19 protein-coding genes are annotated in these 22,217 nt (G+C 60.4%); 6 read left to right on the top strand and 13 right to left on the bottom strand.

Annotation, left to right across the window (positions count from 1 at the left end):
* Nucleotides 1-78: 78 nt before the first annotated feature.
* The 6 genes from GBK02_RS03625 to GBK02_RS03600 form a co-directional block, all read right to left on the bottom strand.
* Nucleotides 79-645 carry a YMGG-like glycine zipper-containing protein gene (locus GBK02_RS03625; protein ID WP_239003158.1) on the bottom strand — a complete coding sequence of 189 codons (567 nt, stop codon included), beginning with the start codon at nucleotides 643-645 and terminating at the stop codon, nucleotides 79-81.
* Nucleotide 646: 1 nt separating this feature from the next.
* A complete protein-coding gene (locus tag GBK02_RS03620) occupies nucleotides 647-1,054 on the bottom strand; it encodes a hypothetical protein (RefSeq protein WP_203468406.1) in 408 nt (135 codons plus the stop codon).
* 145 nt (nucleotides 1,055-1,199) lie between these two features.
* Nucleotides 1,200-2,495, bottom strand: coding sequence for an acetyl-CoA hydrolase/transferase family protein (locus GBK02_RS03615; protein WP_203468405.1), 1,296 nt, complete (start codon nucleotides 2,493-2,495; stop codon nucleotides 1,200-1,202).
* Between the two features lie 119 nt (nucleotides 2,496-2,614).
* The gene (locus tag GBK02_RS03610; RefSeq protein WP_203469289.1) at nucleotides 2,615-3,760 is read right to left on the bottom strand and encodes a class I SAM-dependent RNA methyltransferase; all 1,146 of its coding nucleotides are present in this window, start codon (nucleotides 3,758-3,760) and stop codon (nucleotides 2,615-2,617) included.
* Nucleotides 3,757-4,173, bottom strand: coding sequence for a CopD family protein (locus GBK02_RS03605; protein WP_203468404.1), 417 nt, complete (start codon nucleotides 4,171-4,173; stop codon nucleotides 3,757-3,759). The genes GBK02_RS03610 and GBK02_RS03605 overlap by 4 nt, the downstream gene beginning before the upstream one ends.
* A complete protein-coding gene (locus tag GBK02_RS03600) occupies nucleotides 4,167-5,051 on the bottom strand; it encodes an SDR family oxidoreductase (RefSeq protein ID WP_203469288.1) in 885 nt (294 codons plus the stop codon). Before GBK02_RS03600 ends, GBK02_RS03605 begins: the two co-directional genes overlap by 7 nt.
* A gap of 33 nt (nucleotides 5,052-5,084) precedes the next feature.
* On the opposite strand from GBK02_RS03600, the gene GBK02_RS03595 reads away from it, so the two are divergent.
* Nucleotides 5,085-6,098, top strand: coding sequence for a CDP-6-deoxy-delta-3,4-glucoseen reductase (locus GBK02_RS03595; protein WP_203468403.1), 1,014 nt, complete (start codon nucleotides 5,085-5,087; stop codon nucleotides 6,096-6,098).
* Here GBK02_RS03595 and GBK02_RS03590 read toward each other — a convergent pair whose 3' ends face one another.
* The 6 genes from GBK02_RS03590 to GBK02_RS03565 form a co-directional block, all read right to left on the bottom strand.
* Nucleotides 6,099-6,731, bottom strand: a complete 633-nt coding sequence (locus GBK02_RS03590) for a COG3650 family protein (protein ID WP_203468402.1) — start codon at nucleotides 6,729-6,731, stop codon at nucleotides 6,099-6,101. It abuts the gene before it with no gap.
* 90 nt (nucleotides 6,732-6,821) lie between these two features.
* Nucleotides 6,822-7,526 carry an ABC transporter ATP-binding protein gene (locus GBK02_RS03585; protein WP_203468401.1) on the bottom strand — a complete coding sequence of 235 codons (705 nt, stop codon included), beginning with the start codon at nucleotides 7,524-7,526 and terminating at the stop codon, nucleotides 6,822-6,824.
* Nucleotides 7,519-8,280 carry an ABC transporter ATP-binding protein gene (locus GBK02_RS03580; RefSeq protein WP_203469287.1) on the bottom strand — a complete coding sequence of 254 codons (762 nt, stop codon included), beginning with the start codon at nucleotides 8,278-8,280 and terminating at the stop codon, nucleotides 7,519-7,521. The genes GBK02_RS03585 and GBK02_RS03580 overlap by 8 nt, the downstream gene beginning before the upstream one ends.
* On the bottom strand, nucleotides 8,280-9,338 hold the full coding sequence (locus tag GBK02_RS03575) for an ABC transporter ATP-binding protein (protein ID WP_203468400.1): 1,059 nt from the start codon (nucleotides 9,336-9,338) through the stop codon (nucleotides 8,280-8,282). The genes GBK02_RS03580 and GBK02_RS03575 overlap by 1 nt, the downstream gene beginning before the upstream one ends.
* Nucleotides 9,335-10,258 (bottom strand): branched-chain amino acid ABC transporter permease, encoded by a 924-nt coding sequence (locus GBK02_RS03570; protein WP_203468399.1) that lies wholly within the window; start codon nucleotides 10,256-10,258, stop codon nucleotides 9,335-9,337. Before GBK02_RS03570 ends, GBK02_RS03575 begins: the two co-directional genes overlap by 4 nt.
* Before the next feature lie 70 nt (nucleotides 10,259-10,328).
* A complete protein-coding gene (locus GBK02_RS03565; protein ID WP_203468398.1) occupies nucleotides 10,329-11,681 on the bottom strand; it encodes a branched-chain amino acid ABC transporter substrate-binding protein in 1,353 nt (450 codons plus the stop codon).
* A 113-nt stretch (nucleotides 11,682-11,794) separates the two neighbouring features.
* On the opposite strand from GBK02_RS03565, the gene GBK02_RS03560 reads away from it, so the two are divergent.
* The 5 genes from GBK02_RS03560 to GBK02_RS03540 all read left to right on the top strand — a co-directional run bounded on the left by GBK02_RS03560 (nucleotide 11,795) and on the right by GBK02_RS03540 (nucleotide 21,561).
* Nucleotides 11,795-13,213 (top strand): FAD-binding oxidoreductase, encoded by a 1,419-nt coding sequence (locus GBK02_RS03560; RefSeq protein ID WP_203468397.1) that lies wholly within the window; start codon nucleotides 11,795-11,797, stop codon nucleotides 13,211-13,213.
* A 30-nt stretch (nucleotides 13,214-13,243) separates the two neighbouring features.
* Nucleotides 13,244-15,112: an ATP-binding protein gene (locus GBK02_RS03555; RefSeq protein ID WP_203468396.1), complete on the top strand. Its 1,869-nt coding sequence runs from the start codon at nucleotides 13,244-13,246 to the stop codon at nucleotides 15,110-15,112.
* Nucleotides 15,113-15,210: 98 nt separating this feature from the next.
* Entirely contained in the window at nucleotides 15,211-18,705 is a 3,495-nt protein-coding gene (locus GBK02_RS03550) for an indolepyruvate ferredoxin oxidoreductase family protein (RefSeq protein ID WP_203468395.1), read from the top strand.
* 24 nt (nucleotides 18,706-18,729) lie between these two features.
* Nucleotides 18,730-19,464, top strand: a complete 735-nt coding sequence (locus GBK02_RS03545; protein ID WP_239003157.1) for a class I SAM-dependent methyltransferase — start codon at nucleotides 18,730-18,732, stop codon at nucleotides 19,462-19,464.
* 6 nt (nucleotides 19,465-19,470) lie between these two features.
* Nucleotides 19,471-21,561, top strand: coding sequence for an ATP-binding protein (locus tag GBK02_RS03540; RefSeq protein WP_203468393.1), 2,091 nt, complete (start codon nucleotides 19,471-19,473; stop codon nucleotides 21,559-21,561).
* Here the strand turns inward: GBK02_RS03540 and GBK02_RS03535 are convergent.
* Complete coding sequence (locus tag GBK02_RS03535; RefSeq protein ID WP_203468392.1) at nucleotides 21,531-22,193, bottom strand: response regulator transcription factor; 663 nt, start codon at nucleotides 22,191-22,193, stop codon at nucleotides 21,531-21,533. The two genes, GBK02_RS03540 and GBK02_RS03535, sit on opposite strands and share 31 nt — an antisense overlap.
* Nucleotides 22,194-22,217 lie beyond the last annotated feature (24 nt).

The raw sequence follows: 22,217 nt of genomic DNA, 5'->3' as shown, positions 1-22,217 counted from the left end.
AATCAAGTCACTATTACTTTAGGGATACGATAAGCGAGAACGACTCCGGCAGGAAGCTCAACGGGGTGAAAATGCCGATTATTTTGCCGATGGCGGTGGTGGCGGCGGAGAACCGGGCGGTGGCGGCGGAGGGGTACCCGGAGGAGGCGGCGGAATCCCCACATCGCTGTGCCTGACCGCCTTGCTCTGGGCCGTTGCCATACTAGCCGGCACAGGGACGCGATGCCCCTTGGCATACATGCACTGGATGAAAGCATCGTCGTATTGACGCTGCGTCCCGATACGCGAGGAACGTGCGCTGCCACTACCGGCTGCTGAACCAACAAGCAGTCCGGCGCCGGCACCGACCGCAGCGCCTTCGCGCCCACCGCCGATTGCCGCACCGGCGACAGCCCCGATGGCGGTCCCCACGGCGGCACTCGTTGCCAGAGACTCTCCCGAAGCCTGGCCCGGGGTTTTGCCACCAATCTGGATCAGCGAGAAATCACGGCAATAAGCATCATCCTGACGAAAACGCTCAATACTCTGCCCGGTCCCGGGCAAAACCATAACGCTGGGCCCGGTTGGCACGATGGCACACGCCCCCAGGGCCAGTGCCCCGACCAGAACACTCAGGCGCCGGAGAGAAAAATTTACCTTCGACATGTCATTTCCCCGGCGGCACAGGCAGCACTTTCTGCCAGCCACCCGGACATTCCTTGATATAGGGGTAATAGCCTTTGGCACTGGCGCAGAAATACCAGTACTGCTGGGCCGGAGCAGCTTGCGGCGCGGACTGTGGCGCAGAAGCGGGCTGGGGAGCCGGTTCTACCGGGACATCGGCTTGTTCGATATAAACCTGCGGCTCAGGCGGCGGCACGACGATGACCTGCGGCGGGTAATACACCGGTGGCGGGTAATAGTAGGGCGGCGGATAGTAATAACGATGCGATGGGTAGTAGCGCGGCCCCCAGACGGGTCCGACATAAACATCGAAATGGCCACCGGCCCAGACGTTGCCCAGGCCCGAGAAGAGCAGGACAAGTACTGCCAGTAATGTTTTTTTCAAATTCATGGGAAGCCATCCTGCAGAAGTGCACGGCCACCACGATAACGAAAAACCAGCCGCTTCGGCGCAGGAAATTGCTACAAGATGTAAGCCGAAACGGCACCCTGCACTGCTCCCCAAAAAACGAGGGGCAATGCAGGGAGTGAAGTGCTTAGAGGATACGCATCTTCTTGGCGGCTTCACGCAGCTCGCCACGGAAATTCGGGTGGGCGATGTTGATCAGCGCTTCGGCACGCTGTTTCGCCGTCTTGCCACGCAACTGGGCAACACCGAACTCAGTAACCACATAGTTGATGTCGTTCTTGCTGGTCGACACATGCGTTCCTGCGGTCAACGTCGGCACGATGCGCGAAATCGTGTCGTCCTTGGCAGTCGACGGCAACACGATGAACGCCTTGCCACCATTCGAACGGTTGGCCGCCCGAACGAAGTCGGATTGGCCGCCGGTCCCGGAGTACGGCGAGAAGCCCAGGCTTTCAGAACCGCACTGGCCCATGAAGTCGATCTGCATCGTTGCGTTGATCGCGTGCAGATTGTCGTTCTGACCCGCCAGATACGGGTCATTCGTGAAGTCGACCGGATGCATTTCGAGCGAGGGATTGCGATCCATGAACTGATACAGTTTTTTGGAGCCCAGTGCGAAAGTGGCCACCATCTTGCCCGGCAGGTAATTTTTCTTGCGGTTGGTCACCACGCCGGCTTCGACCAGCGTCATGATGCCGTCGCCGACCATCTCGGTGTGAATCCCCAGATCGTGTTTGTCGGTCAGTTGCATCACGACTGCATCGGGAATGCCGCCGTAGCCGATCTGCAAGGTTGCGCCATCGGGAATCATTTCGGCAACGTACTTGCCGATGGCCTGCTGCACAGGACCGATCTTCGGCAGACCGACTTCAAGAATCGGATCGTTGCTTTCGGTCAGTGCGGCAACCTGGGAAACGTGGATGTGGCAATTGCCATTGGCAAACGGCACGTTCGGGTTGACCTCAAGCACGACGGCGCGGGCCTTGGCGATCGCAGCCATGGTGTAGTCGGGACCGAGGGACAGCGAGAAGAAACCGTGGCTGTCCATCGGTGAAGCCATGGCAAAAACAATATCAGCCGGCGTCTGGCCGCGCTGGATCAGCACAGGCAGCTCGGAGAAGTAGGCCGGCACGAAATCGATCCAGCCTTCCTGACCGCCAGGACGCGTTGCGCCGCCGAAGAAATAGGCGGTGTGACGGACATTCTCGGTCGTTTCCGGATCGATGTAGCCGTATTTGCGCAAGGGAAGAATCTGCGAGATCTGGACACCGCGATATTCGCGGCGCACATCGGACAGCGCGGTAAGCAGCGCCGGCGGTTCACCCACACCCGTGGGAACCACGATGGTGTCGCCATTCTTGACGACACGAATGGCATCCAGTGGTGCCATTTTCTTCTGTTGATACAAGGCCTGTACTGACATTGCTTTCTCCTCTGACAATTTATTGTTTATAAAAAATCGGATGCTCTCATATTGGTCAGACCAAAAGGCTGACCGAGATCAAAAGACCATGCTTATTGCATTGCAGCAAAATCGGGGATTTACGGCTTGCGATTGCTCCCGGCCACCATCCGAATCTCGAACAGGCGGCACTCCAGCGGGCCGTTGAATAGCGGTGTTTTGCGACTTGGGCGCAAACCGACCAGCTTGGGCAGGCGCAGATCGGCGGTGAAGAAGAAACAATTCCAGCCCGCCCAGTTTTTCTTGAGGGCAGAACCCAGTTGCGGATAGAACTCGGCCAGTTCGTCCTGTTCGCCAATCCGCTCGCCATACGGCGGATTGGTCACCAGAATGCCATGTTCGGTCAGCGGCTCGGTTTCCAGCATATCGGCGCGGTCGACCGTGACAATGCCGCCAAAACCGGCTTCCTGCAGATTTTTGCGGGTTGCCCGCACGGCCTTGTCATCAATGTCGTAACCACGGATTTCAAGCGGCTCCGGGTCCTTGCAACGCGCTTCGGCGGCCTGCCGGATCTGCGCCCAGTTCATCGCTTCGAACTTGGCCAGCAGCTCAAAGGCAAAGCCGCGATCGAGACCCGGAGCACGATCAAGCGCCACCTGGATGGCCTCAAGGAGGAAGGTTCCGCTGCCGCACATCGGGTCGACCAGCGACATGCCTGGCTGCCAGCCGGAAAGCTTGAGAATGCCGGCGGCCAGATTTTCCTTGAGCGGCGCATCCACGCTGGCCTTGCGAAAACCGCGCTGCCACAACGGCTGACCGGAAGTGTCGAGATACAGCGTGCATTCGTTCTCAGTCAGGAAAACATGCACGCTGACATCGGGATTGCGCGTTTCGATATTCGGGCGCTCGCCGAGATCCTCGCGGAAACGGTCGCAGACGGCATCCTTGACGCGCAGCGTGACGAAATCGAGCGACTTGAGCGGACACTTGATCGCCGTTGTCACGACCCGCATGGTGCGCGAAACAGAAAAGTGATTCGGCCAGAGCTGACGCACGGCCAGTCGATAAATATCCTCTTCCTTCTGGTAAGGCCCCTTGACGATATGCCAGAGGATGCGCGTCGCGATGCGCGACTCCAGGTTGGCGCGGTAGCAGGTACTCCAGTCGCCGGAAAAGAAGACCCCGCCAGAAATCGGTTTGACCTCATCGGCACCGATGGCATTCAGTTCGTCAGCCAGCAGGGGTTCGAGGCCGCGTGGGCAAATAGCAAAATATTTATTCATCAGAAGGGCTTCAGGACAACGAGAAAGACCACGGCAAACAGAACCAGCACCGGCATTTCATTATAAAAACGGAACCAGACGTGGCTGCGCAGATTACCGCCCGTCTGAAAGGCTTTGAGCACCCGGCCACAGTGCCAGTGATAGGCAACCAGCAGCGCAACCAGCGTCGTCTTGGCATGCAGCCAGCCGCCGCTGAAACCATAACCCAACCACAGCCAGAGGCCAAGCAGGACGGCGAGTATGCCGAGCGGGGTCATGAAACGGAATAGCTTGTGCGCCATCAACAGCAGGCGCTCGCGCTCGGCCACGCTGTCAGCCGGCACCATGGCCAGATTGACGAAAATGCGCGGCAAATAGAACAGCCCGGCAAACCAGGCGACAACCAGCGAGATATGCAGGGCCTTGATGACTAGCATGCGTAACTTCCTTTCAGTGCGGCGCGAATACCGTCATCCACCGAAGGATAGGCCAGGCGCAGCTTGAGTTCTTGTTTCAGACGACGATTGCCGATGCGCCGCGACTCGCGCATGAAGGACATCTGCATCGGTGACAGGCGTTGCTCGGCCTCGGCCCGTGAAATCCGGGGCGGACGCGGCAAGGCAAAGGCATCGGCTACGCGGTCGAAATAATCGGCCATGCGCAGATCGGAATCATCGACCACATTGTAGGCGCGGTTGGCTGCACCATGCGTCATCGCAGCAACGCAGGCGGCCGCCAGATCATCGGCATGAATGTGGTTGGTAAACACATCGTCAGCTTCATTCAGGGCCGGCATGCCGCGTTGCAAACGTTCGACCGGCAGTCGATCCGCCGCATAAATGCCAGGCGCTCGCAGAATCGAGATGGCAACGCCGGTCTGTTTGCCCCAGGCGCGCAGAGACTGCTCGGCATCGACCCGACGCGCGGCACGCGGGCTTTCCGCGGCAAGATGGCGAGTCTCATCGATTTGCCGCCCCTGACAATCGCCATAAACGCCTGTCGTACTAACGTAAATCAGGCGCCGTGGTAGACTTTTGCCCTTGCCCAAAGCAGCCAGCAAATGGCGGGTTCGGGTGTCGAACTGCCCTTCGCCGGGCGGCGGCGCAAGGTGCAGGACGACATCGGCCAGACCGGCCAGGCGATCCAGACTAGCCCGATCATCGAGATCGGCGAGCAATGGAATCGCCCCGGCCTCGCGCCATTGCCCGGCACGACTGGCATCGCGCAGCAAGGCGTAGACGCGGTAGCGGCGGGCAAGACGGGAGAGGATGCGGCGGGCGACGTCCCCGCTGCCGACGATCAGTATATTTTGCACGGCGGCATTGTAGCCGACGATGAAGGGGAACTCATGAGCCACCAGATTACAGTCCAGCCGAGCGGCCGCCAATTTGCGGCTGAAACCGGCGAAACCATTCTCGATGCCGCACTGCGCCAGGGCCTGACGCTGCCCTATGGCTGCAAGGATGGCGCCTGTGGCGCCTGCAAGGGAAAAGTGCTGTGCGGCGAGGTCGACCACGGCAAAGCCCTGCCCCACGCTTTGAAAGACGAAGAGAAGGCTGGCGGACTCACGCTTTATTGCTGCGCAACGGCGCTCTCCGATCTGAGCATCGAATGCAAGCAGCTCGGCGCCATCACCGACATTCCGGTCAAGACGCTGCCTTCCCGGATCGAGAAACTCGAACGCCTGGCGCCCGACGTCATCGAACTCCAGTTGCGCCTGCCGGCCAACGAACGCCTGCAATTCCTGGCTGGTCAATACATCGACATCCTGCTCAAGGATGGCAAGAAACGTAGTTTCTCGCTGGCCAATGCACCACACGATGATGCCCTGCTGCAGTTGCATATCAGGCATGTCCCGGGCGGCGTGTTTACCGACCAGGTGTTCTCAAGCATGAAAGTGCGCGACATCCTGCGCTTCAATGGCCCGCACGGCAGCTTCTATCTGCGTGAAGAATCGAGCAAACCGATGATCCTGCTGGCCGGCGGAACCGGCTTTGCGCCGATCAAGGCCATCGTCGAGCACGCGCTGGCGACGAACAACCAGCGACCGATATACATCTATTGGGGAGCCAAGGCACGCGTCGACCTGTATCAACATGCCTTGCCGGCGCAATGGGCGGCCGAGCACCAGCATATTCATTACACACCCGTGCTTTCCGAAGCGGCAGCAGGTGACGAATGGCTCGGCCGAACGGGGCTGGTTCATCAGGCTGTCACGGTCGACTTCCCGAATCTGGCCGATTTCGAAGTTTACGCTTGCGGTTCGCCCGGCATGATCGAGGCCGCGAAACGTGACTTCATCAGCGCCGGCCTGCCCGAAGAAGCATTTTTTGCCGACGCTTTCACATTTGCAGCCCAGTAATCAACGCTGCCAGGCACACCCTTTCAGCACCTGACCGTTGCTGGTCACCGTGGCGCGCCAACCGAAAACCGAATCGGCCACTGCGTCACGGCACAAGCCCTGCTCGAAGCGCAGACTGAGCTTCTGGTTATCCTTGCTGACTTCGTAGCTGGCCACGCCCCCTTCGGCCTTGACCGGTGCTGCCGGTAAAATCACATCCGGCTTGCCTTGGCGCTTGAGCACGACATGCTCGTTGCCGACCGCCAGCAGCCAGCCCGGCTCCTTGCCTGCGGCACGCCAGCTTTCCTCGCTGCCACCAGGTAGCTGACAGCGTCCTTCGGTATGCGCCATGTTCAGGGCCGAAGCCTTGAGCATGCCATTCTCGATATAGCCGACCAGCTCGACATAAAGCTTTTTGCCACTATCCAGGCCGACCATGGACAGCGCCTTGCCGACGCCACGATCCGGCGAGACATCCTCGACCATCGCATAACTGCGGTCGCGACAAGGAGCGAAAACAAGCTTGTCGCCTTGTTTCATCATCTGGCCAAAGGTCAGCTTCGGCGTGGTATCGACCGGCTTGGCTTCCTGAGCGTTAGCACCTGCAACCGAAAAACCGGCAAGCAGCGCAAGGAGGGAGATCGTTTTTTTCATGGCCGGACACATTCGCTAGACGATAAGGACTGCATTCTCGCTGCCTGCCGGCACAAAGAGTTTGATGCAGTTGAAAAAGCGGGCAAGTATTCACTCACCCAGATAGGCCGCCCGCACCTTGGGATCATCCAGCAACTTGGCCGCTTCGCCATTCAGCGTAATCACGCCGCTCTCCATGACATAAGCACGCTGGCTGCTTTCGAGTGCCAGCTTGGCATTCTGCTCGATCAGCAAGATGGTCATGCCTTCCGCCGCCACGGCACGAATCACTTCGAAAATCTTCTGGACCATGATCGGGGCCAGGCCCATCGAAGGCTCATCCAGCAACAGCAACTTGGGACGGCTCATCAATGCCCGGCCAATCGCCAGCATCTGCTGTTCGCCACCGGACAAGGTCCCGGCCAACTGCGTCTCGCGCTCCTTGAGACGTGGGAAGTAGGCGTAGATCTTGGCCAGATCGGTGGCAATTTCAGGCTTGTCGTTGCGCAGGAAGGCACCCATGGCAAGATTCTCGGCCACGGTCAGGCGCGGAAAAACGCCGCGCCCTTCCGGCACCAGGGCAATGCCCTTGGAGATCATGTCGTGCGGTGCAATACGGGTAATTTTCTCGCCGCAAAAATGCACATCTCCCCCAGCCGCGTCGATGACCCGTGAAATCGCTTTCAGGGTGCTGGTCTTGCCGGCGCCGTTGGCACCGATCAGGGCGACCATTTCGCCTTCGTTGACGTGGAAGGTAATGCTGCGTACAGCCTGAATGCCGCCATAAGCGACGCGGAGTCCGGTAACTTCAAGCACCTAGGTATGCCTCAATAACGCGTTGATCTTTCTGGACGATGGCCGGTACATCTTCGATGACCAGCGCACCGTAATCGAGCACGGCGACGCGGTCGCACAAGCCCATCACCAGCTTTACATCATGCTCGATCAGCAGGATGGTCGTGCCGTCGGCCCGAATCCCCTCGATCAGCTCGCGCAAGCCTTCGGTTTCGGTGGCATTCATCCCGGCAGCCGGTTCGTCGAGACAAAGCAGTTTCGGATTGGTTGCCAGTGCCCGGGCAATTTCCAGGCGACGCTGATCGCCGTAGGAAAGATTGCGCGCCAGATCGTCGGCCCGCTCTTCGATACGAACGTAGTGCAGCAAATCAATCGCACGCTGGCGAATCGCCGCTTCTTCCGCCCGGGTGGCCCGGGTCTGCAGGACGGCGCCCAGCACGCCGGCTTTTGTCCGGACATGACAACCGACCATCACATTTTCCAGCGCCGTCATGTTGGAAAACAGACGAATGTTCTGGAATGTCCGGGCGATGCCGCGCTCGGCAGCCTGGTGCGGCGCATCGGCAACCAGCGGCACACCGTCAAAGACAAAACCACCGCCATCCGGCACATAAAGCCCGGTCATGCAGTTAAAGAACGTGGTCTTGCCGGCCCCATTCGGGCCGATCAAACCATAGACTTCACCTTTGCGGATGGTCAGCGAAACGTCGCGCAGCGCCTTGACGCCGCCAAAGTGCTTGGCCACCGCATTGGCCGCAAGCAGTACCTCAGCCATCATGCTTCTCCCGTCAGTTCACGTTTGCGCTCGGGCGAGGGCCACAGGCCCGCCGGCTTGAAGCGCATGACAAGCACGAGCGCCAGGCCGAACACCAGCATGCGCAAGCTTTCGGGATCGATCAGCATCTTTCCGAAAACAGCCATTTGCAGCGGCCCAACGCCGTAACGCAGGGCTTCCGGCAAAATCGAGAGCAGTACAGCCCCGAGAATGACGCCGGGAATATGTCCCATGCCGCCGAGCACAACCATCGCCAGGATCATGATCGACTCGATCAGCGAGAAGCTTTCCGGCGACACGAAGCCCTGCATGGCCGAGAAGATACCGCCGGCCACACCGCCAAAGCTGGCACCCATCGCAAACGCCAGCAACTTGACGTTGCGCGTATTGATGCCAACCGCCTTGGCGGCAATCTCGTCTTCACGGATCGCCTGCCAGGCGCGACCGATACGGGAGTTCTGCAGGCGCAGGTTGATGATGATGATCAGGATCGCCAGTGCGAGCAGCAGGAAGTAGTATTTCTGCGGTCCACTCAGCGAATAGCCCAGAATCTGCGTGGTCCCGGAAAACTTGAAATCACCGATGGCGACCGGATCGATCAGCGTGATGCCTTGTGCACCGTTGGTGATGTTGATCGGCGCATTCAGGTTGTTCATGAAAATGCGGACGATTTCGCCAAAGCCGAGCGTCACGATCGCCAGGTAATCGCCGCGCAACTTGAGCGTCGGTGAACCGAGCAGCACGCCAAAGACGCAAGCGACCATCGCCCCGATCGGCAGGATCACCCAGAACGGCAGGTGCAAGCCGAAATGCGGGCTGGCCAGCAAGGCATAGACGTAAGCACCGACCGCGTAGAACGCGATGTAGCCGAGATCGAGCAGGCCGGCAAAGCCGACGACGATGTTCAGGCCGAGCGCCAGGAAAACGTAAAGGATGGCGAAGTTGATGATCCGTACCCAAGCCTGGCCGCCCATTGCGGCAACGAACGGCAGGGCGATCAGGGCGGTCGAAATCAGGGCAATGCCCAGCGCCGAACGCGGATTAAGCCACTTGTTCATGCGCGATCTCCCGTCTTTTCACCAAACAAGCCGGACGGCTTGAACATCAGCACGACAATCAGCACGACAAAGGCAAAAATGTCCTGGTAGTGGCTACCGAGGAAACCGCCGGTCAGGTCGCCGATGTAGCCGGCGCCGAGCGCCTCGATCAGGCCAAGCAGCACACCGCCGAGCATCGCTCCGGCGAGGTTGCCGATACCGCCCAGCACCGCGGCCGTAAAGGCTTTCAGACCGAGCATGAAGCCCATCTGGTAATGGGCAATTTCGTAATAGGTACCGACCATCACGCCGGCGACCGCGCCCAGCGCCGAGCCGATGATGAAAGCCGAGGCGATGACGCGGTTGATATTCACCCCCATCAGGCTGGCGACCGCAGGATTCTGCGCCGTGGCACGCATTGCCATGCCGAGCTTGGTGCGATAGACGAGGAACAGCAGGCCACCCATGGTGATCGCTGAGGTCAGCACAATCACGATCTGAACCAGCGTGAAATTGGCCCCAGCGAATTCGAAATCGATTTTCGGCAGCAAGGGTGGGAAAGTCATGTAGTTGCGGCCCCAGATGATCATCGCCAGATTCTGCAGGACGATGGACATGCCGATGGCCGTAATCAGCGGCGTCAGCCGCGGCGCATTGCGCAAAGGACGGTAAGCGATGCGCTCGAGCCCCCAGCCCAGCGCCATGCAGACCAGCATCGAACAGATCAGGCCGCCCATCCCGGCGAGCATGACCGGCATGCCGGCCTTGAGTAAAAGACTGGAGACGGTAATGGTGACCAGCGTACCGATCATGACCACTTCACCATGGGCAAAATTGATCAGCCCCATGATGCCGTACACCATCGTGTAGCCCAGTGCGACCAGTGCATAAATGCTGCCCTGGACAAGGCCATTGATGATTTGTTGAAGAAAAATATCCATTACGACTAAACAACCTCAGCATGTAGAAACGGCACCTCTCGGTGCCGTTTTATCTCAGTCAAATGACTGCTTACTTCTTCTCGACAGCCGCCTTGGTGGCTTCGGCAGCATTCTTGACTGCATCCGCACCTGCCTTGACGGCCTCTTTACCTACTTCCGTTGCTGCACCGGCAACCGCCTTGGCAGCATCCTTCACTTCAGCCACAGCTTCCTTGACTTCAGCCTTGGCTGCAGCCACTGCACTGCCGCCGAGCGTCGAAACATACTCCAGTTTGCCGCCCTTGTACTGGTAGATCGAAATCGCGCCACCCTTGAGGTCGCCGAATTCATCAAACGCAATTTGAGCCGTCAAACCGTCGTAGTTGGTCTTGCCGATTTCAGCCAGGTACTTGGCCGGCTCGACCGAGTCGGCACGCTTCATCGAATCGGCCATAACCATCACCGCATCATAGACATACGGTGCGTAGAGCTGGATTTCAGCGCCGAACTTCTTGACGAACTTGTCCTTGAATTCCGGACCCTTGGCCAGTTTCTCAAGCGGCATGCCCGGCAGCGAGCAGTAGTGACCTTCGGTCGCTTCGCCACCCAGTTTCATGAACTCCGGCGTACAGACACCATCGCCACCAAGGAATTTGGCCTTGATGCCGAGTTCCTTCATCTGCTTGGCCATCGGGCCGCCCTGAGCGTCCATGCCGCCATAGAACACCAGATCGGCCTTGGTGGATTTGATCTTGGTCAGGATGGCCTTGAAATCGGTTGCCTTGTCGTTGGTGTATTCATTGGCAACGACTTTCAGACCGGCTGCTTCGGCGGCCTTCTTGAATTCATCGGCCAGCCCCTGGCCGTAGGCGGTGCGGTCATCGACGATGGCCACGGTCTTGACGCCCTGGGTCAAGGCAAACTCACCCAGCACCTTGCCCTGCTGGACGTCGTTGGCCATCACGCGGAAAGCCGTCTTGAAGCCTTGCTGGGTGTATTTCGGGTTGGTTGCCGAACCGGAAATCTGCGGAATGCCGGCGTCGGAATAAAGCTTGGAAGCCGGGATCGTGGTCCCGGAATTGAGGTGACCGATCACCCCGAGAACCTTGGCATCGACCAGCTTCTGGGCGACGATGGAACCCTGCTTCGGATCGGCCTGGTCATCTTCGCCGAGCAACTCGAACTTGACCTTGGCGCCACCGATTTCCAGGCCCTTGGCATTGAGTTCCTCAATCGCCAGACGGGCGCCGTTTTCATTATCCTTACCCAAATGCGCCTGCGGGCCGGTCATCGGTGCGACATGACCCAGCTTGACGACCATTTCCGGCTTGGCGGCTGGCGCGGCCGGTGCTGCAGCGGGTTTCGGTTCTTCCTTCTGACCGCAGGCGGACAGGGCGAAAGCAGCGGCAACGGAGAGAGCAACTACGGAAATCTTGGCTTGCATCGGTGATTCTCCTGATCTCTGGTGGGTAGAAACTAAGTGCCGCGATTCTCCGGATGCATGACGCATCCGTCAATAAGCCTGCGTTATAGTGCGGCCCATTCGAGGAGTATTTAATGCAAAACGACCTTTTTCCCTTGCCAGAGACGTTGACCGCAGCACTGAGCGGACAATTCGGCCCCCGTTTTTCCCAGGGCGAATCGACCCGGCTGCAACACGGCCGCGACGAGTCGGTTCACCAACCGATGCTGCCGCAAGGTGTCGTCATGGCCGAAAACAGCGAAGAAGTGGCGTTGACCGTGAAACTCTGCGCTGAACATGGCGTCGCCATTATTCCCTACGGCGTCGGCAGCTCGGTTGAAGGCCATGTGCTGGCACCGCACGGCGGCATTTCGCTCGACCTGTCCGGGATGAACCGGATTCTCGACATCCATGCCGAAGACGGCGATGCCACCGTACAAGCCGGCGTTACCCGCATGCAACTGAACAATGCGCTGAAAGGCACCGGGCTTTTCTTCCCGATCGACCCCGGTGCCGATGCGACGCTCGGCGGCATGGCCGCGACCCGGGCTTCGGGAACCAATGCCGTGCGTTACGGCACGATGCGTGACAACGTAATGGCCACGACAACCGTGCTGGCCGATGGTCGGATCATGAAAACCGGTGGCCGGGCCCGCAAGTCCTCGGCCGGTTACGACCTGACCCGGCTGCTGGTCGGCTCGGAAGGGACGCTCGGCATCATGACCGAACTGACCGTCAAGCTTTACCCGATCCCGGAAGCGATCACTGCGGCTGTCTGCACCTTCCCGGATATCGATTCGGCGGTCCAGACCGTCATCCAGACCATCCAGCTTGGCGTGCCGGTGGCGCGCATCGAATTGCTCGATCCCTTGTCGCTGTCGGCCATCAACCAGTTCAGCAAGACCTCGCTGGCGGAAGCGCCGACCCTCTTTTTCGAATTCCACGGCAGCCCCGCTTCGGCGGCCGAGCAGGCTGAAACGGTCCAGGCCATCGCCGGCGAGCTGGGCGGCACCGACTTCGCATGGGCGACCCGGCCGGAAGACCGCACCCGTCTCTGGCAAGCGCGGCATGATGCCTATTTCGCCTGCCTGCAACTCAAACCCGGCTGCCGCTGCTTCCCGACCGATGTCTGCGTCCCGATTTCACGCCTGGCCGAATGCATTGCCGCAACCAACGCGGACATCGCACAAGTCAGCATCCCGATCGCGCTGTTCGGCCACGTTGGCGATGGCAACTTCCATCTCGTTGTCCTGGTCGACCCCGAAAATCAGGCAGAAATGGACGAAGCCGCCTGGATCAGTTCACGCGTTGTCGAACGGGCAATCGCCATGGAAGGCACGTGTACCGGGGAACACGGTATTGGTCTCGGCAAGCGGAAATACCTGGTCCAGGAACATGGCGATGTCGCGGTCGACACGATGCGCGCCATCAAAATGGCCCTTGATCCGCACAACCTGCTCAACCCGGGAAAAATTCTCCCCGCCACCAAGGCCGGGTGTGCCGCATCGGCATAGAATTAAGCGAATTCCGCCCGACGTTCATTGATGCCCTCGCTCAGCCTTAAATTCAAACTGACCCTCAGCGCCATTTCAATGGCGCTGCTGCTCTTGCTCGTCCAGTCGATCAGCCAGTTCTACATGCTGCGCAGCGAACTTTCGGCCCGCATCGAAAGCGAGCAGTTCACCCTGCTCACCGAGCTGGCCGGTCACCTTGACGACAAGATGGAGGAGCGGCTCAACGCACTCAGTCACGCTACTGGCTCGATCCCCCAAAACAGGCTGGCCGACATCAAGGCGCTCGAAGAGCACCTCAAGGGCGAAACGGCCCTGCTGACGCTATTCGACGATCTCTACATCTTCGACGCACAAGGCATCCTGCTCGCCGACTGGCCTTTCAAGACAGGACGACGCGGCCTCGACATGGCCGCCCGGGACTACATCCAGGGCGTGCGCAAGACGCTCAAGCCAGTCATTTCGCAACCCATCCTCGGCAAGGCGACAAACCAGCCCATCGTCGTACTGGCTGCACCGGTCCTCAATCCGAAAGGCGAACTGGTCGCCATCGCCGGCGGCGTACTTAATCTCTACAAACCCAATTTGATCGGCTCGCTCGGTACCCGGCAAATCGGCGAAAACGGCTATTTCTATATTGTTTCGCAGGAACGCCTGGTCATTTCGCACCCGGACCGCACGCGAATCATGCAAAAGACGCCGCCCGCCAAGGACAGCCCAGCGCTGGAACGGGCGCTGCAGGGTTTCGAAGGGACGCTGGAAGGAACCAATAGCCGCGGCTTGCGGGGTTTGTTCACCTTCAAGCGGCTCGACAGTACCGGTTGGCTGCTCGCCTCGGTCATCCCCAGCGAAGAGGCTTTCCGTCCCGTTGCCCGCGTCCAGGAAAACATGGCCCTGCTCACCGTGCTGCTGATGATCCTCGTCACGCCGCTGCTCTGGTTCATATCCCGGCGCCTCGTCGAGCCACTCAGCGCGCTGGCTGGCACCATGCGCCAACGCGCCGCAGCGATGCAGCCCCAGCAGCCTGCCGAACCGGTTTCCGAACAGGGCAGCAGCGAGATCCGCACCGTTGCCGCAGCATTCAATGAGTTCCTCGACGCCCGCAACCAGGCCGAAACGGCACTTGCGGTCAGCGAACAGCAACGCTCGAAGATCATGGAAAACCTGGCACAGGCCAGGGATGAAGCCGAAGCTGCCAGCCGGGCAAAGAGTGAATTCCTGGCCAACATGAGCCATGAAATTCGTACGCCGATGAACGGCATCATCGGCATGATTGAGCTGGCCCAGATGAACCCGCTCGACGACGAGACGCGCGATCATTTGAGAATTGCCCATCAATCCGCCTTCAGCCTGCTCGGCATTCTCAACGACGTCCTCGACGTTTCAAAAATCGAAGCCGGCAAGCTGGAAATCGACCACACGCCTTTCGCTCCGCACGAGCTGATCAGCGAAATCCTGCACCTGATGGAACCGGGCATGCGGGAAAAAGGACTCAAGCACGCCTGCCATTTCCCGCCTGAGCTGCCGCCACTGCTGATCGGCGACCCGCTGCGCATCCGTCAGGTGCTGCTCAACCTGATCGGCAATGCGATCAAATTCACGCCGAGCGGGAGTATCGCGGTCGACATCGCCTGCACGACCATTTCGCCACAACAACTTGGCCTGACCATCGCGGTGACCGACACCGGCATTGGCATCCCGCAAGATCGCCAGGAAGCGATTTTCCATGCTTTCTCGCAGGCAGATGGCTCAACCACCCGCCACTACGGCGGCACAGGTCTGGGCCTGACCATCTCCAGCCAGCTGGTCGAACTGATGGGCGGCCGGCTGACGCTGCACAGCGAGCTTGGCGTCGGCAGCACCTTCCGCTTCACCCTCAAACTTTCCTTGCCGGAACAATAAGGCCGCGGCACACTCCAATCTCCCATCCACGCATCGCCACCACCCCCGGCGATGACGTGGCAAACAGCGCCCACAAAGCGCAATAACAGGAGACAAAAATGAGCGCATCCGCTCGACCGGCGTCACACGCCGAGCCGTCCATTGTTCTGGACGACAAATACACCCGCACGACTGGCCGCATTTTCCTGACCGGCACCCAGGCACTGATCCGCCTGCCGATGCTGCAACGCGAACGCGACCTTGCTGCCGGCCTGAACACCGCCGGCTTCATCTCAGGCTACCGCGGCAGCCCGCTCGGCAATCTCGATCTCGGCCTGTGGAAAGCCAAGGAACATCTCGCCAGCCACCACATCAGCTTCCAACCCGGCATCAACGAAGACATGGCCGCCACCGCCGTTTGGGGCAGCCAGCAGGTCGGCCTCTTCCCCGGTGCAAAATACGACGGCGTGTTCGGCCTGTGGTACGGCAAGGGGCCGGGCGTGGACCGCTGCGGCGACGTTTTTCGCCATGCCAACGCCGCCGGCACGGCTCAACACGGTGGCGTGCTAGTCATCGCTGGCGACGACCACGCCGCCAAGTCTTCCACGCTGCCGCACCAGACCGAGCACGTCTTCAAGGCGGTGATGATGCCGGTGCTCTACCCGGCCAACGTCCAGGAATACCTCGACTTCGGCCTGCACGGCTGGGCGATGAGCCGCTATTCCGGCTGCTGGGTGGCCTTCAAGGCGCTGGCCGACACGGTTGAAACCTCGGCCTCGGTGAATATCGACATGACTGCGGTCGACATCAGGATGCCGACCGATTTCACTTTGCCGCCCGACGGCCTCAACATCCGCTGGCCCGACCCGCCGCTGGTTCAGGAAGCGCGCCTGCTCAACCACAAACTTTACGCCGCGCTGGCTTATTGCCGAGCCAACCGGCTCGACCGTGTGATCATCGATTCGCCGGCACCCCGGCTCGGCATCCTCACGGCTGGCAAGAGTTACCTCGACGTGCGCCAGGCGCTGGACGAACTCGGCATCGACGAGGCGCTTGCCGCGCAGATCGGGCTGCGCCTGTACAAGGTCGGCATGGTCTGGCCGCTCGAGCCGGAAGGCGTGCGCCACTTCGCCGAAGGGCTGGAGGAAATCCTCGTCGTCGAGGAAAAGCGCCAGTTGCTCGAATACCAATTGAAGGAAGAGTTGTACAACTGGCGCGACGACGTTCGCCCACGCATCGTCGGCAAATTCGACGAAAAAGGCGAGTGGACCGCGGGTGATGCCGGCTACCTGGCGCACAGCGACTGGCTGTTGCCGGCCGCTGGCGAACTGCCGGTGGCGAGCATCGCGCGCGTCATCGCCCAACGCATCGGCCGTTTCTTCACCTCGCCGGCCATCGCGGCGCGACTGAAAATGCTGGAAGCCAAGCAACAGGCGGCAAAGATGCCCATCGTGCTGGCCGAGCGCAAACCGCATTTCTGCTCCGGCTGCCCGCACAACACGTCCACGAAAGTGCCGGACGGCTCGCGCGCCGTCGCCGGCATCGGCTGCCATTACATGGTGACCTGGATGGACCGCAGCACCTCGACCTTCACCCACATGGGCGGCGAAGGCGTGCCCTGGGTCGGGCAGGCACCGTTCACCGAGGAAAAGCACATCTTCGCCAACCTCGGTGACGGCACCTATTTCCACTCCGGCTTGCTCGCCATCCGCCAGTCAATCGCCGCCAAGGTACCGATCACCTACAAGATTCTCTACAACGACGCCGTCGCGATGACCGGCGGTCAGCCGGTAGACGGCATTTTGAGCGTCGCCCGAATCACCCGCCAGCTGGAAGCCGAAGGTGTCGGCAAGATGGTCATCGTCGCTGCCGAGCCGGAGAAATACGCCGAGATCACTGACCTCGCCCCCAACGTGCCGGTGCGTCATCGCGATGAGCTCGACGCCGTGCAGCGCGAACTGCGCACCTGGCCCGGCGTCTCGGTGCTGATCTACGATCAGGTCTGTGCGACGGAAGCTCGCCGCCGCCGTAAACGCGGCAAAATGCCGGCAATCCAGCGGCGCCTGGTGATCAACGAGGCCGTTTGCGAGGGCTGCGGCGATTGTTCAGTGCAATCCAACTGCCTTTCCATCGTGCCGGTCGAAACAGCTTTCGGCACCAAGCGCCAGATCGATCAGTCATCCTGCAACCAGGACTTTTCCTGCCTCAAAGGCTTCTGCCCGAGTTTTGTCAGCATCGAGGGAGGACAACTCAAAAAAGGCACGAAACTCGCGGTCGACCGCGACAACTGGCCGGTTTTGCCCGAACCGACGCTGCCGGCCACGCATCGCCCCTACAACCTGCTGCTCAACGGCGTCGGCGGCATGGGCGTCACCACGCTAGGCGCCCTGCTCGGCATGGCCGCCCATCTCGACGGCAAAGGCGTCTCGACGCTCGACATGACCGGTCTGGCGCAAAAGTACGGCGCCGTCTTTTCCCATCTGCGCATCGCTGACCGACCGGAGGACATTCACGCCGCCCGCATTGCAACCGGTGAAGCGCATGCCCTGATCGGCAGCGATCTGGTGGTCAGCGCCAGCAACGAAGCCCGATCGAAAATGCTGGAAGGACGAACCCGTGCCGTCGTCAGTTGCACGGCAACGCCGACCGCCGAGTTCACCCGCAATCGCGACTGGCAATTCCCGCAAAACGGCCTTGAGCAACAACTGCGCGACACGCTGGGTGAAAGTGCCGTCACCTTCATCGACGCGCAGCACCTGGCCACCGTCCTGATGGGTGATGCGCTCTACGCCAACATGCTGCTCCTCGGCCATGCCTGGCAACAAGGCCTGGTTCCGGTTTCAGCCGACGCGCTGGACAAGGCCATCGAACTGAACGGCACGACAGTCGAGGCCAATCGCCAGGCTTTCCTCTGGGGAAGACGCAGCGCCGTGCACGGCGAAGAGGTCAAGCGCGCGGTCGACGCCCGGAAAACTGCCGAAACGGGCCATATCAGCCAACCACAAACGCTGGACGAGCTGATTGCAAACCGCAGCGTCCACCTCGCGGCCTATCAGGATGAGAAGCTGGCCGCAGCCTACCGCCAGCGCATCAGCCGCATTCGTGCGCTGGGCGACGACACGCTGACCCGCAGCGTCGCCATCCAATATGCCCGACTCCTGGCACCGAAGGATGAGTACGAGGTGGCTCGCCTGTACACCGAGGGCGATTTCATTGAGCGACTGGGTGAAAAATTCGATGGTGACTTCCGGCTCAACTTCCATTTTTCACCGCCCATTTTTCAGCAACGCGGGCTGGATGGCCGCCCCGCCAAACGCAGCTTCGGCCCGCGTTGGATAGTTTTGCTGAAATGGCTGGCCAAGGCACGGACATGGCGCAACACCTGGCTCGATCCATTCCGTTTCAGCCCGGACAGGGCCGTCGACCGCGAACTGCTCAGGGACTATGAGGCCGACCTCGAACTGATCGCCAGCCATCACGGCAAAGCAAATACGCTGGCCCGCCAACTGGCCGACTGGCCGGCAGCCGTCCGCGGCTTCGGCTACGTTCGTCACCAGGCTGCCGAGCAGACTAAAAAACAACGAGAAAGCATCAGAAGTGAGCTAATGGCATAAAATCGGCGGATGTCAAAAACACCGATGCGACAGTTCGCCCTGCAAGGGGCGGCTGTCATTCTCGTTCTCTCGATCGCCTGGCCGTACTTCGGCTGGAAAGCCGAAGCCATGCCCTGGCTGCAAACCTGCCTGGCGATTGGCAGCGTTGCTCTGGTTTTCGCCACGCTTTCCCGCCAGCCGTGGTGGTGGCGCGTCATCCACGCAGCCTTCATGCCACTGATCTGGCTGACACACAGTTTTGCGATCGATCCGGGCTGGTTCCTGCTGGCTTTCGTGCTCCTGTTGCTGGTTTACCGCGGCGCACTCAGCGGCCAGGTGCCGCTCTACCTTTCGAACAAGCAAACCGTTGCCGCACTCGCCGAATTGCTGGCCGAACGCGAAGCGCCCCATTTTCTCGATCTGGGTGCCGGTGTGGGCAGTACCACGGTCCCGCTGGCCGACCTGTTGCCGGACGGCCATTTCACCGGCTATGAAAATGCGCCGCTGACCTGGCTGCTGGGCCGCATTCTCAGCCTCGGCCGCCACAATATCCGCTGGCGCTGGGAAGATCTCTGGCAAGCAAACCTGGCTGAATACGATGTGGTTTACGCCTTCCTCTCGCCCACCCCAATGCCGGATCTGTGGGCCAAGGTACAAGCTGAAATGCAGCCGGGCAGCCTGTTCGTCAGCAACAGCTTTCCGGTACCGGGGGCAACCCCGAGCCGCATCATCGAAGTTGGCTGCCAGCCGCCACGGCCGCTTTACTGCTATCAGATCTGACGACGGATGCTGAAAAGGAAGCCGGAAACCCTTGCCCTGTTCGTCGCGCTGATCAGTACGCTGACGGTGCTTGGGGGATTTCTGGCCGACCTGCTGGTTGCCCGGCATCGCGACATCGAGGCCGGCGAACAACGCTTGCAGCATTTCGGCATCATGATGGCCGAACACACGGCGCGCGCCTTCGAGGCGGTCGACGTCACCCTGCGCGAGATTTCCACCGACCTGGCCGGCAACCGACGCAATTGGGAAACCTGGGAGGCGAGCAGCGGCTGGGAATATGTCGCCCAGCGCCACTCGCGCGCCATGCCTCAGTTGCGCGACCTGATCGTTTTTGACCGCCAGGGCAACCAGCGATTCATTTCAACGCAATTCCCCCCGCCGCCGATCAACATCCGCGACCGCCCCTACTTCACCATCCTCGAAAATGGTGCCGAAGGAACGACCTACGGCCCCTATATCGACCGCAACAACGGTCGCTACAGCTATGCCATCGCCCGCCGCATCAGCAGCGATGGCAAACAGCTGTCGGGCATCACGCTCGGTGCGATCGAGCCGGGCTACCTGCAGGACTTCTGCTGGCCCAACCGCCTGGCCGATGATTTTGAAGCCGTCCTGATCAACGCAGCGGGCCAGATCGTCGCCTCCTGCCGGCCCACCGATCTGAGCCGGCAATCCCCCGTCCTCGGCATGCCCGCCAGCGACATCCTGTTCAACGGCAAGCTGCGCGGCCATTCATTCAGCAGCGGCCTGAGCACCGCTGACGGCTTGTTGCTTTCGGTCTCGCCGGTTCCCGGATTCCCCGACCTGCGCATTCTGACGGTCATTCCTGAAAGCACCTTGCTGGCCAACTGGCAAACCCGCCTGCTTGAACTCAGCATCCTCGGCCTGCTGGTCACCGTTGTCCTGCTGGTCGGTGCGCTGCTCGTGCGCCGGCAAGTCCGTGACATGACGACAATGACCGGCGCCCTGGCCGCCAGTCACGAAACCCTGGAAGAGCGCATCAAGGAAGCCACGCTCGAACTGGCAGCACAAAAAGACGAGGCGGAGCGCGCCAACAAGGCCAAAAGCCGCTTCCTGGCTGCTGCCAGCCACGATTTGCGCCAACCGCTGCACGCCCTTTCGCTTTTTGCCACCGATCTGCTGCGCCAGGTGCGTAGCGGCACCGCCCATGAATTACCCCGCCTGGCCGAGCAAATTGCCACCTCGACCAGCGTCCTCGGCGAACTGCTCGATTCCTTGCTCGACATCTCCCGCCTCGACGTGGCCGGCATCAAACCCGATGTTCGCAGTTTCCCACTCGGCCCGACATTTGAGCGCCTGGCCAACTCATATCGGCGTGCTGCGGTCGACCGCAAACTCAAGCTGCGTTTCAAAACGAACAATCTGTGGGTCGAGTCCGATCCGGTCATGGTCGAGCGAATACTGGCCAACCTGGTTTCCAATTCGTTGCGCTACACCCCGCCCGGAGGACGCATTCTGGTCACCGCCCGGAAACGTGGCACCCATGTCCTGGTTGAAGTGCGGGATAGCGGCATGGGCATTGCCCCGGAACATCAGGCCGCGATCTTTGCCGAGTTTTATCAGGTCGGCAATTCGGCTCGCGAACAAAACAAGGGATTGGGATTGGGACTGTCGATCGTTGACCGGCTGACGCGGGCGCTCGGCATCACCGTCAATCTGAAATCACGCCTCGGTGACGGCACCACCTTCGCCCTGCAACTCAAAGCCAGCCAGGCGCTGCAACACAAGGTATTGGAAGCTCCGCAGGCTTCACTCGGCAAGGTGCATCTGATCGGTGATTCGCAAGCCATCATCGATTGCGCCGAACAAATCAGGAGCTGGCACTACAGCGTGACGACCGACCCCGGCAACGGGACCGAATACCTGCCACACGGCAGTGTTCTCATCTGTGCCGGTACGGTTGCCACCAGCGTAGCATCCCGCCTGACGCAGGACACACCGCTGATCGTGGTCCACGAGGCAGGACAAAGCGAACTGCCACCGGGCGCCCACAGCCTGCAAACACCGATACGACCGGCCCGGCTGCGGGCTTTACTGACCCAGCTTCAAAAAACGCTTTCGAAATCGATCCCGTAACGGGCAACGGCGACCAGCGCCTGTGTCCGGCTATTGACGTCAAGCGCCCGAAAGATCGCCGTCACGTGAATCTTGACCGTACCTTCGGACAGCTGAAGCTGCTCGGCGATATCGCGATTCGACAGGCCGCGCACCATCAGGGCAAGCACCTGGGCCTGACGATCAGTCAAACCGACTTCTTCGGGCCTGACGCTGACCTTCGAAGGCACGACCGGAATCGCGTCATCGAGACGCGCACCGGGTTGGGCAACCGGCTTGAAGATATTGCCGGCCAGAATTTCACGGACGGCAGAGAGCAACTCCTCGCCGGAATAAGCCTTGGGAATGAAACCGGAAGCCCCCAGATTCAGTACCCGGGTAATCGTCGGCAGATCATCGAAGGCTGAAACAACCGCAACCGGCATGGCCGGATAGCGACGGCGCAGGATATCCAGGCCGGCAAAACCATCGATGCCCGGCAGGGCAAGGTCGAGCAGAACGAGATCGAATTCGCCTTCATTATCGAGCAGCGTCAAGGCCGACTCGAAATCTTCGCTTTCACAAACCCGGGTTCCTTCTTCGACCAATGCAAGCAGGCGAACCAAGCCTTCGCGCACCAGCCCATGGTCTTCAACCACAAGCAATTTCAGCATTCTCATCCCCTCTAAGACAGGGTG

Origin of the sequence: Dechloromonas sp. TW-R-39-2, from assembly GCF_016864195.1 — a bacterium.
Taxonomy (GTDB): Bacteria; Pseudomonadota; Gammaproteobacteria; order Burkholderiales; family Rhodocyclaceae; genus Azonexus.
Note: the sequence above shows the minus strand (reverse complement) of the source record. Positions and strands in the feature narration are given on the sequence as shown.

What these genes read in the sequence shown, in the direction of transcription:
- GBK02_RS03625 (WP_239003158.1), bottom strand. Translation starts at nt 645, where the DNA reads ATGTCGAAGGTAAATTTTTCTCTCCGGCGCCTGAGTGTTCTGGTCGGG.
- GBK02_RS03620 (WP_203468406.1), bottom strand. Translation starts at nt 1,054, where the DNA reads ATGAATTTGAAAAAAACATTACTGGCAGTACTTGTCCTGCTCTTCTCG.
- GBK02_RS03615 (WP_203468405.1), bottom strand. Translation starts at nt 2,495, where the DNA reads ATGTCAGTACAGGCCTTGTATCAACAGAAGAAAATGGCACCACTGGAT.
- GBK02_RS03605 (WP_203468404.1), bottom strand. Translation starts at nt 4,173, where the DNA reads ATGCTAGTCATCAAGGCCCTGCATATCTCGCTGGTTGTCGCCTGGTTT.
- GBK02_RS03595 (WP_203468403.1), top strand. Translation starts at nt 5,085, where the DNA reads ATGAGCCACCAGATTACAGTCCAGCCGAGCGGCCGCCAATTTGCGGCT.
- GBK02_RS03590 (WP_203468402.1), bottom strand. Translation starts at nt 6,731, where the DNA reads ATGAAAAAAACGATCTCCCTCCTTGCGCTGCTTGCCGGTTTTTCGGTT.
- GBK02_RS03580 (WP_203469287.1), bottom strand. Translation starts at nt 8,280, where the DNA reads ATGGCTGAGGTACTGCTTGCGGCCAATGCGGTGGCCAAGCACTTTGGC.
- GBK02_RS03575 (WP_203468400.1), bottom strand. Translation starts at nt 9,338, where the DNA reads ATGAACAAGTGGCTTAATCCGCGTTCGGCGCTGGGCATTGCCCTGATT.
- GBK02_RS03570 (WP_203468399.1), bottom strand. Translation starts at nt 10,258, where the DNA reads ATGGATATTTTTCTTCAACAAATCATCAATGGCCTTGTCCAGGGCAGC.
- GBK02_RS03565 (WP_203468398.1), bottom strand. Translation starts at nt 11,681, where the DNA reads ATGCAAGCCAAGATTTCCGTAGTTGCTCTCTCCGTTGCCGCTGCTTTC.
- GBK02_RS03560 (WP_203468397.1), top strand. Translation starts at nt 11,795, where the DNA reads ATGCAAAACGACCTTTTTCCCTTGCCAGAGACGTTGACCGCAGCACTG.
- GBK02_RS03555 (WP_203468396.1), top strand. Translation starts at nt 13,244, where the DNA reads ATGCCCTCGCTCAGCCTTAAATTCAAACTGACCCTCAGCGCCATTTCA.
- GBK02_RS03550 (WP_203468395.1), top strand. Translation starts at nt 15,211, where the DNA reads ATGAGCGCATCCGCTCGACCGGCGTCACACGCCGAGCCGTCCATTGTT.
- GBK02_RS03545 (WP_239003157.1), top strand. Translation starts at nt 18,730, where the DNA reads ATGCGACAGTTCGCCCTGCAAGGGGCGGCTGTCATTCTCGTTCTCTCG.
- GBK02_RS03540 (WP_203468393.1), top strand. Translation starts at nt 19,471, where the DNA reads ATGCTGAAAAGGAAGCCGGAAACCCTTGCCCTGTTCGTCGCGCTGATC.
- GBK02_RS03535 (WP_203468392.1), bottom strand. Translation starts at nt 22,193, where the DNA reads ATGCTGAAATTGCTTGTGGTTGAAGACCATGGGCTGGTGCGCGAAGGC.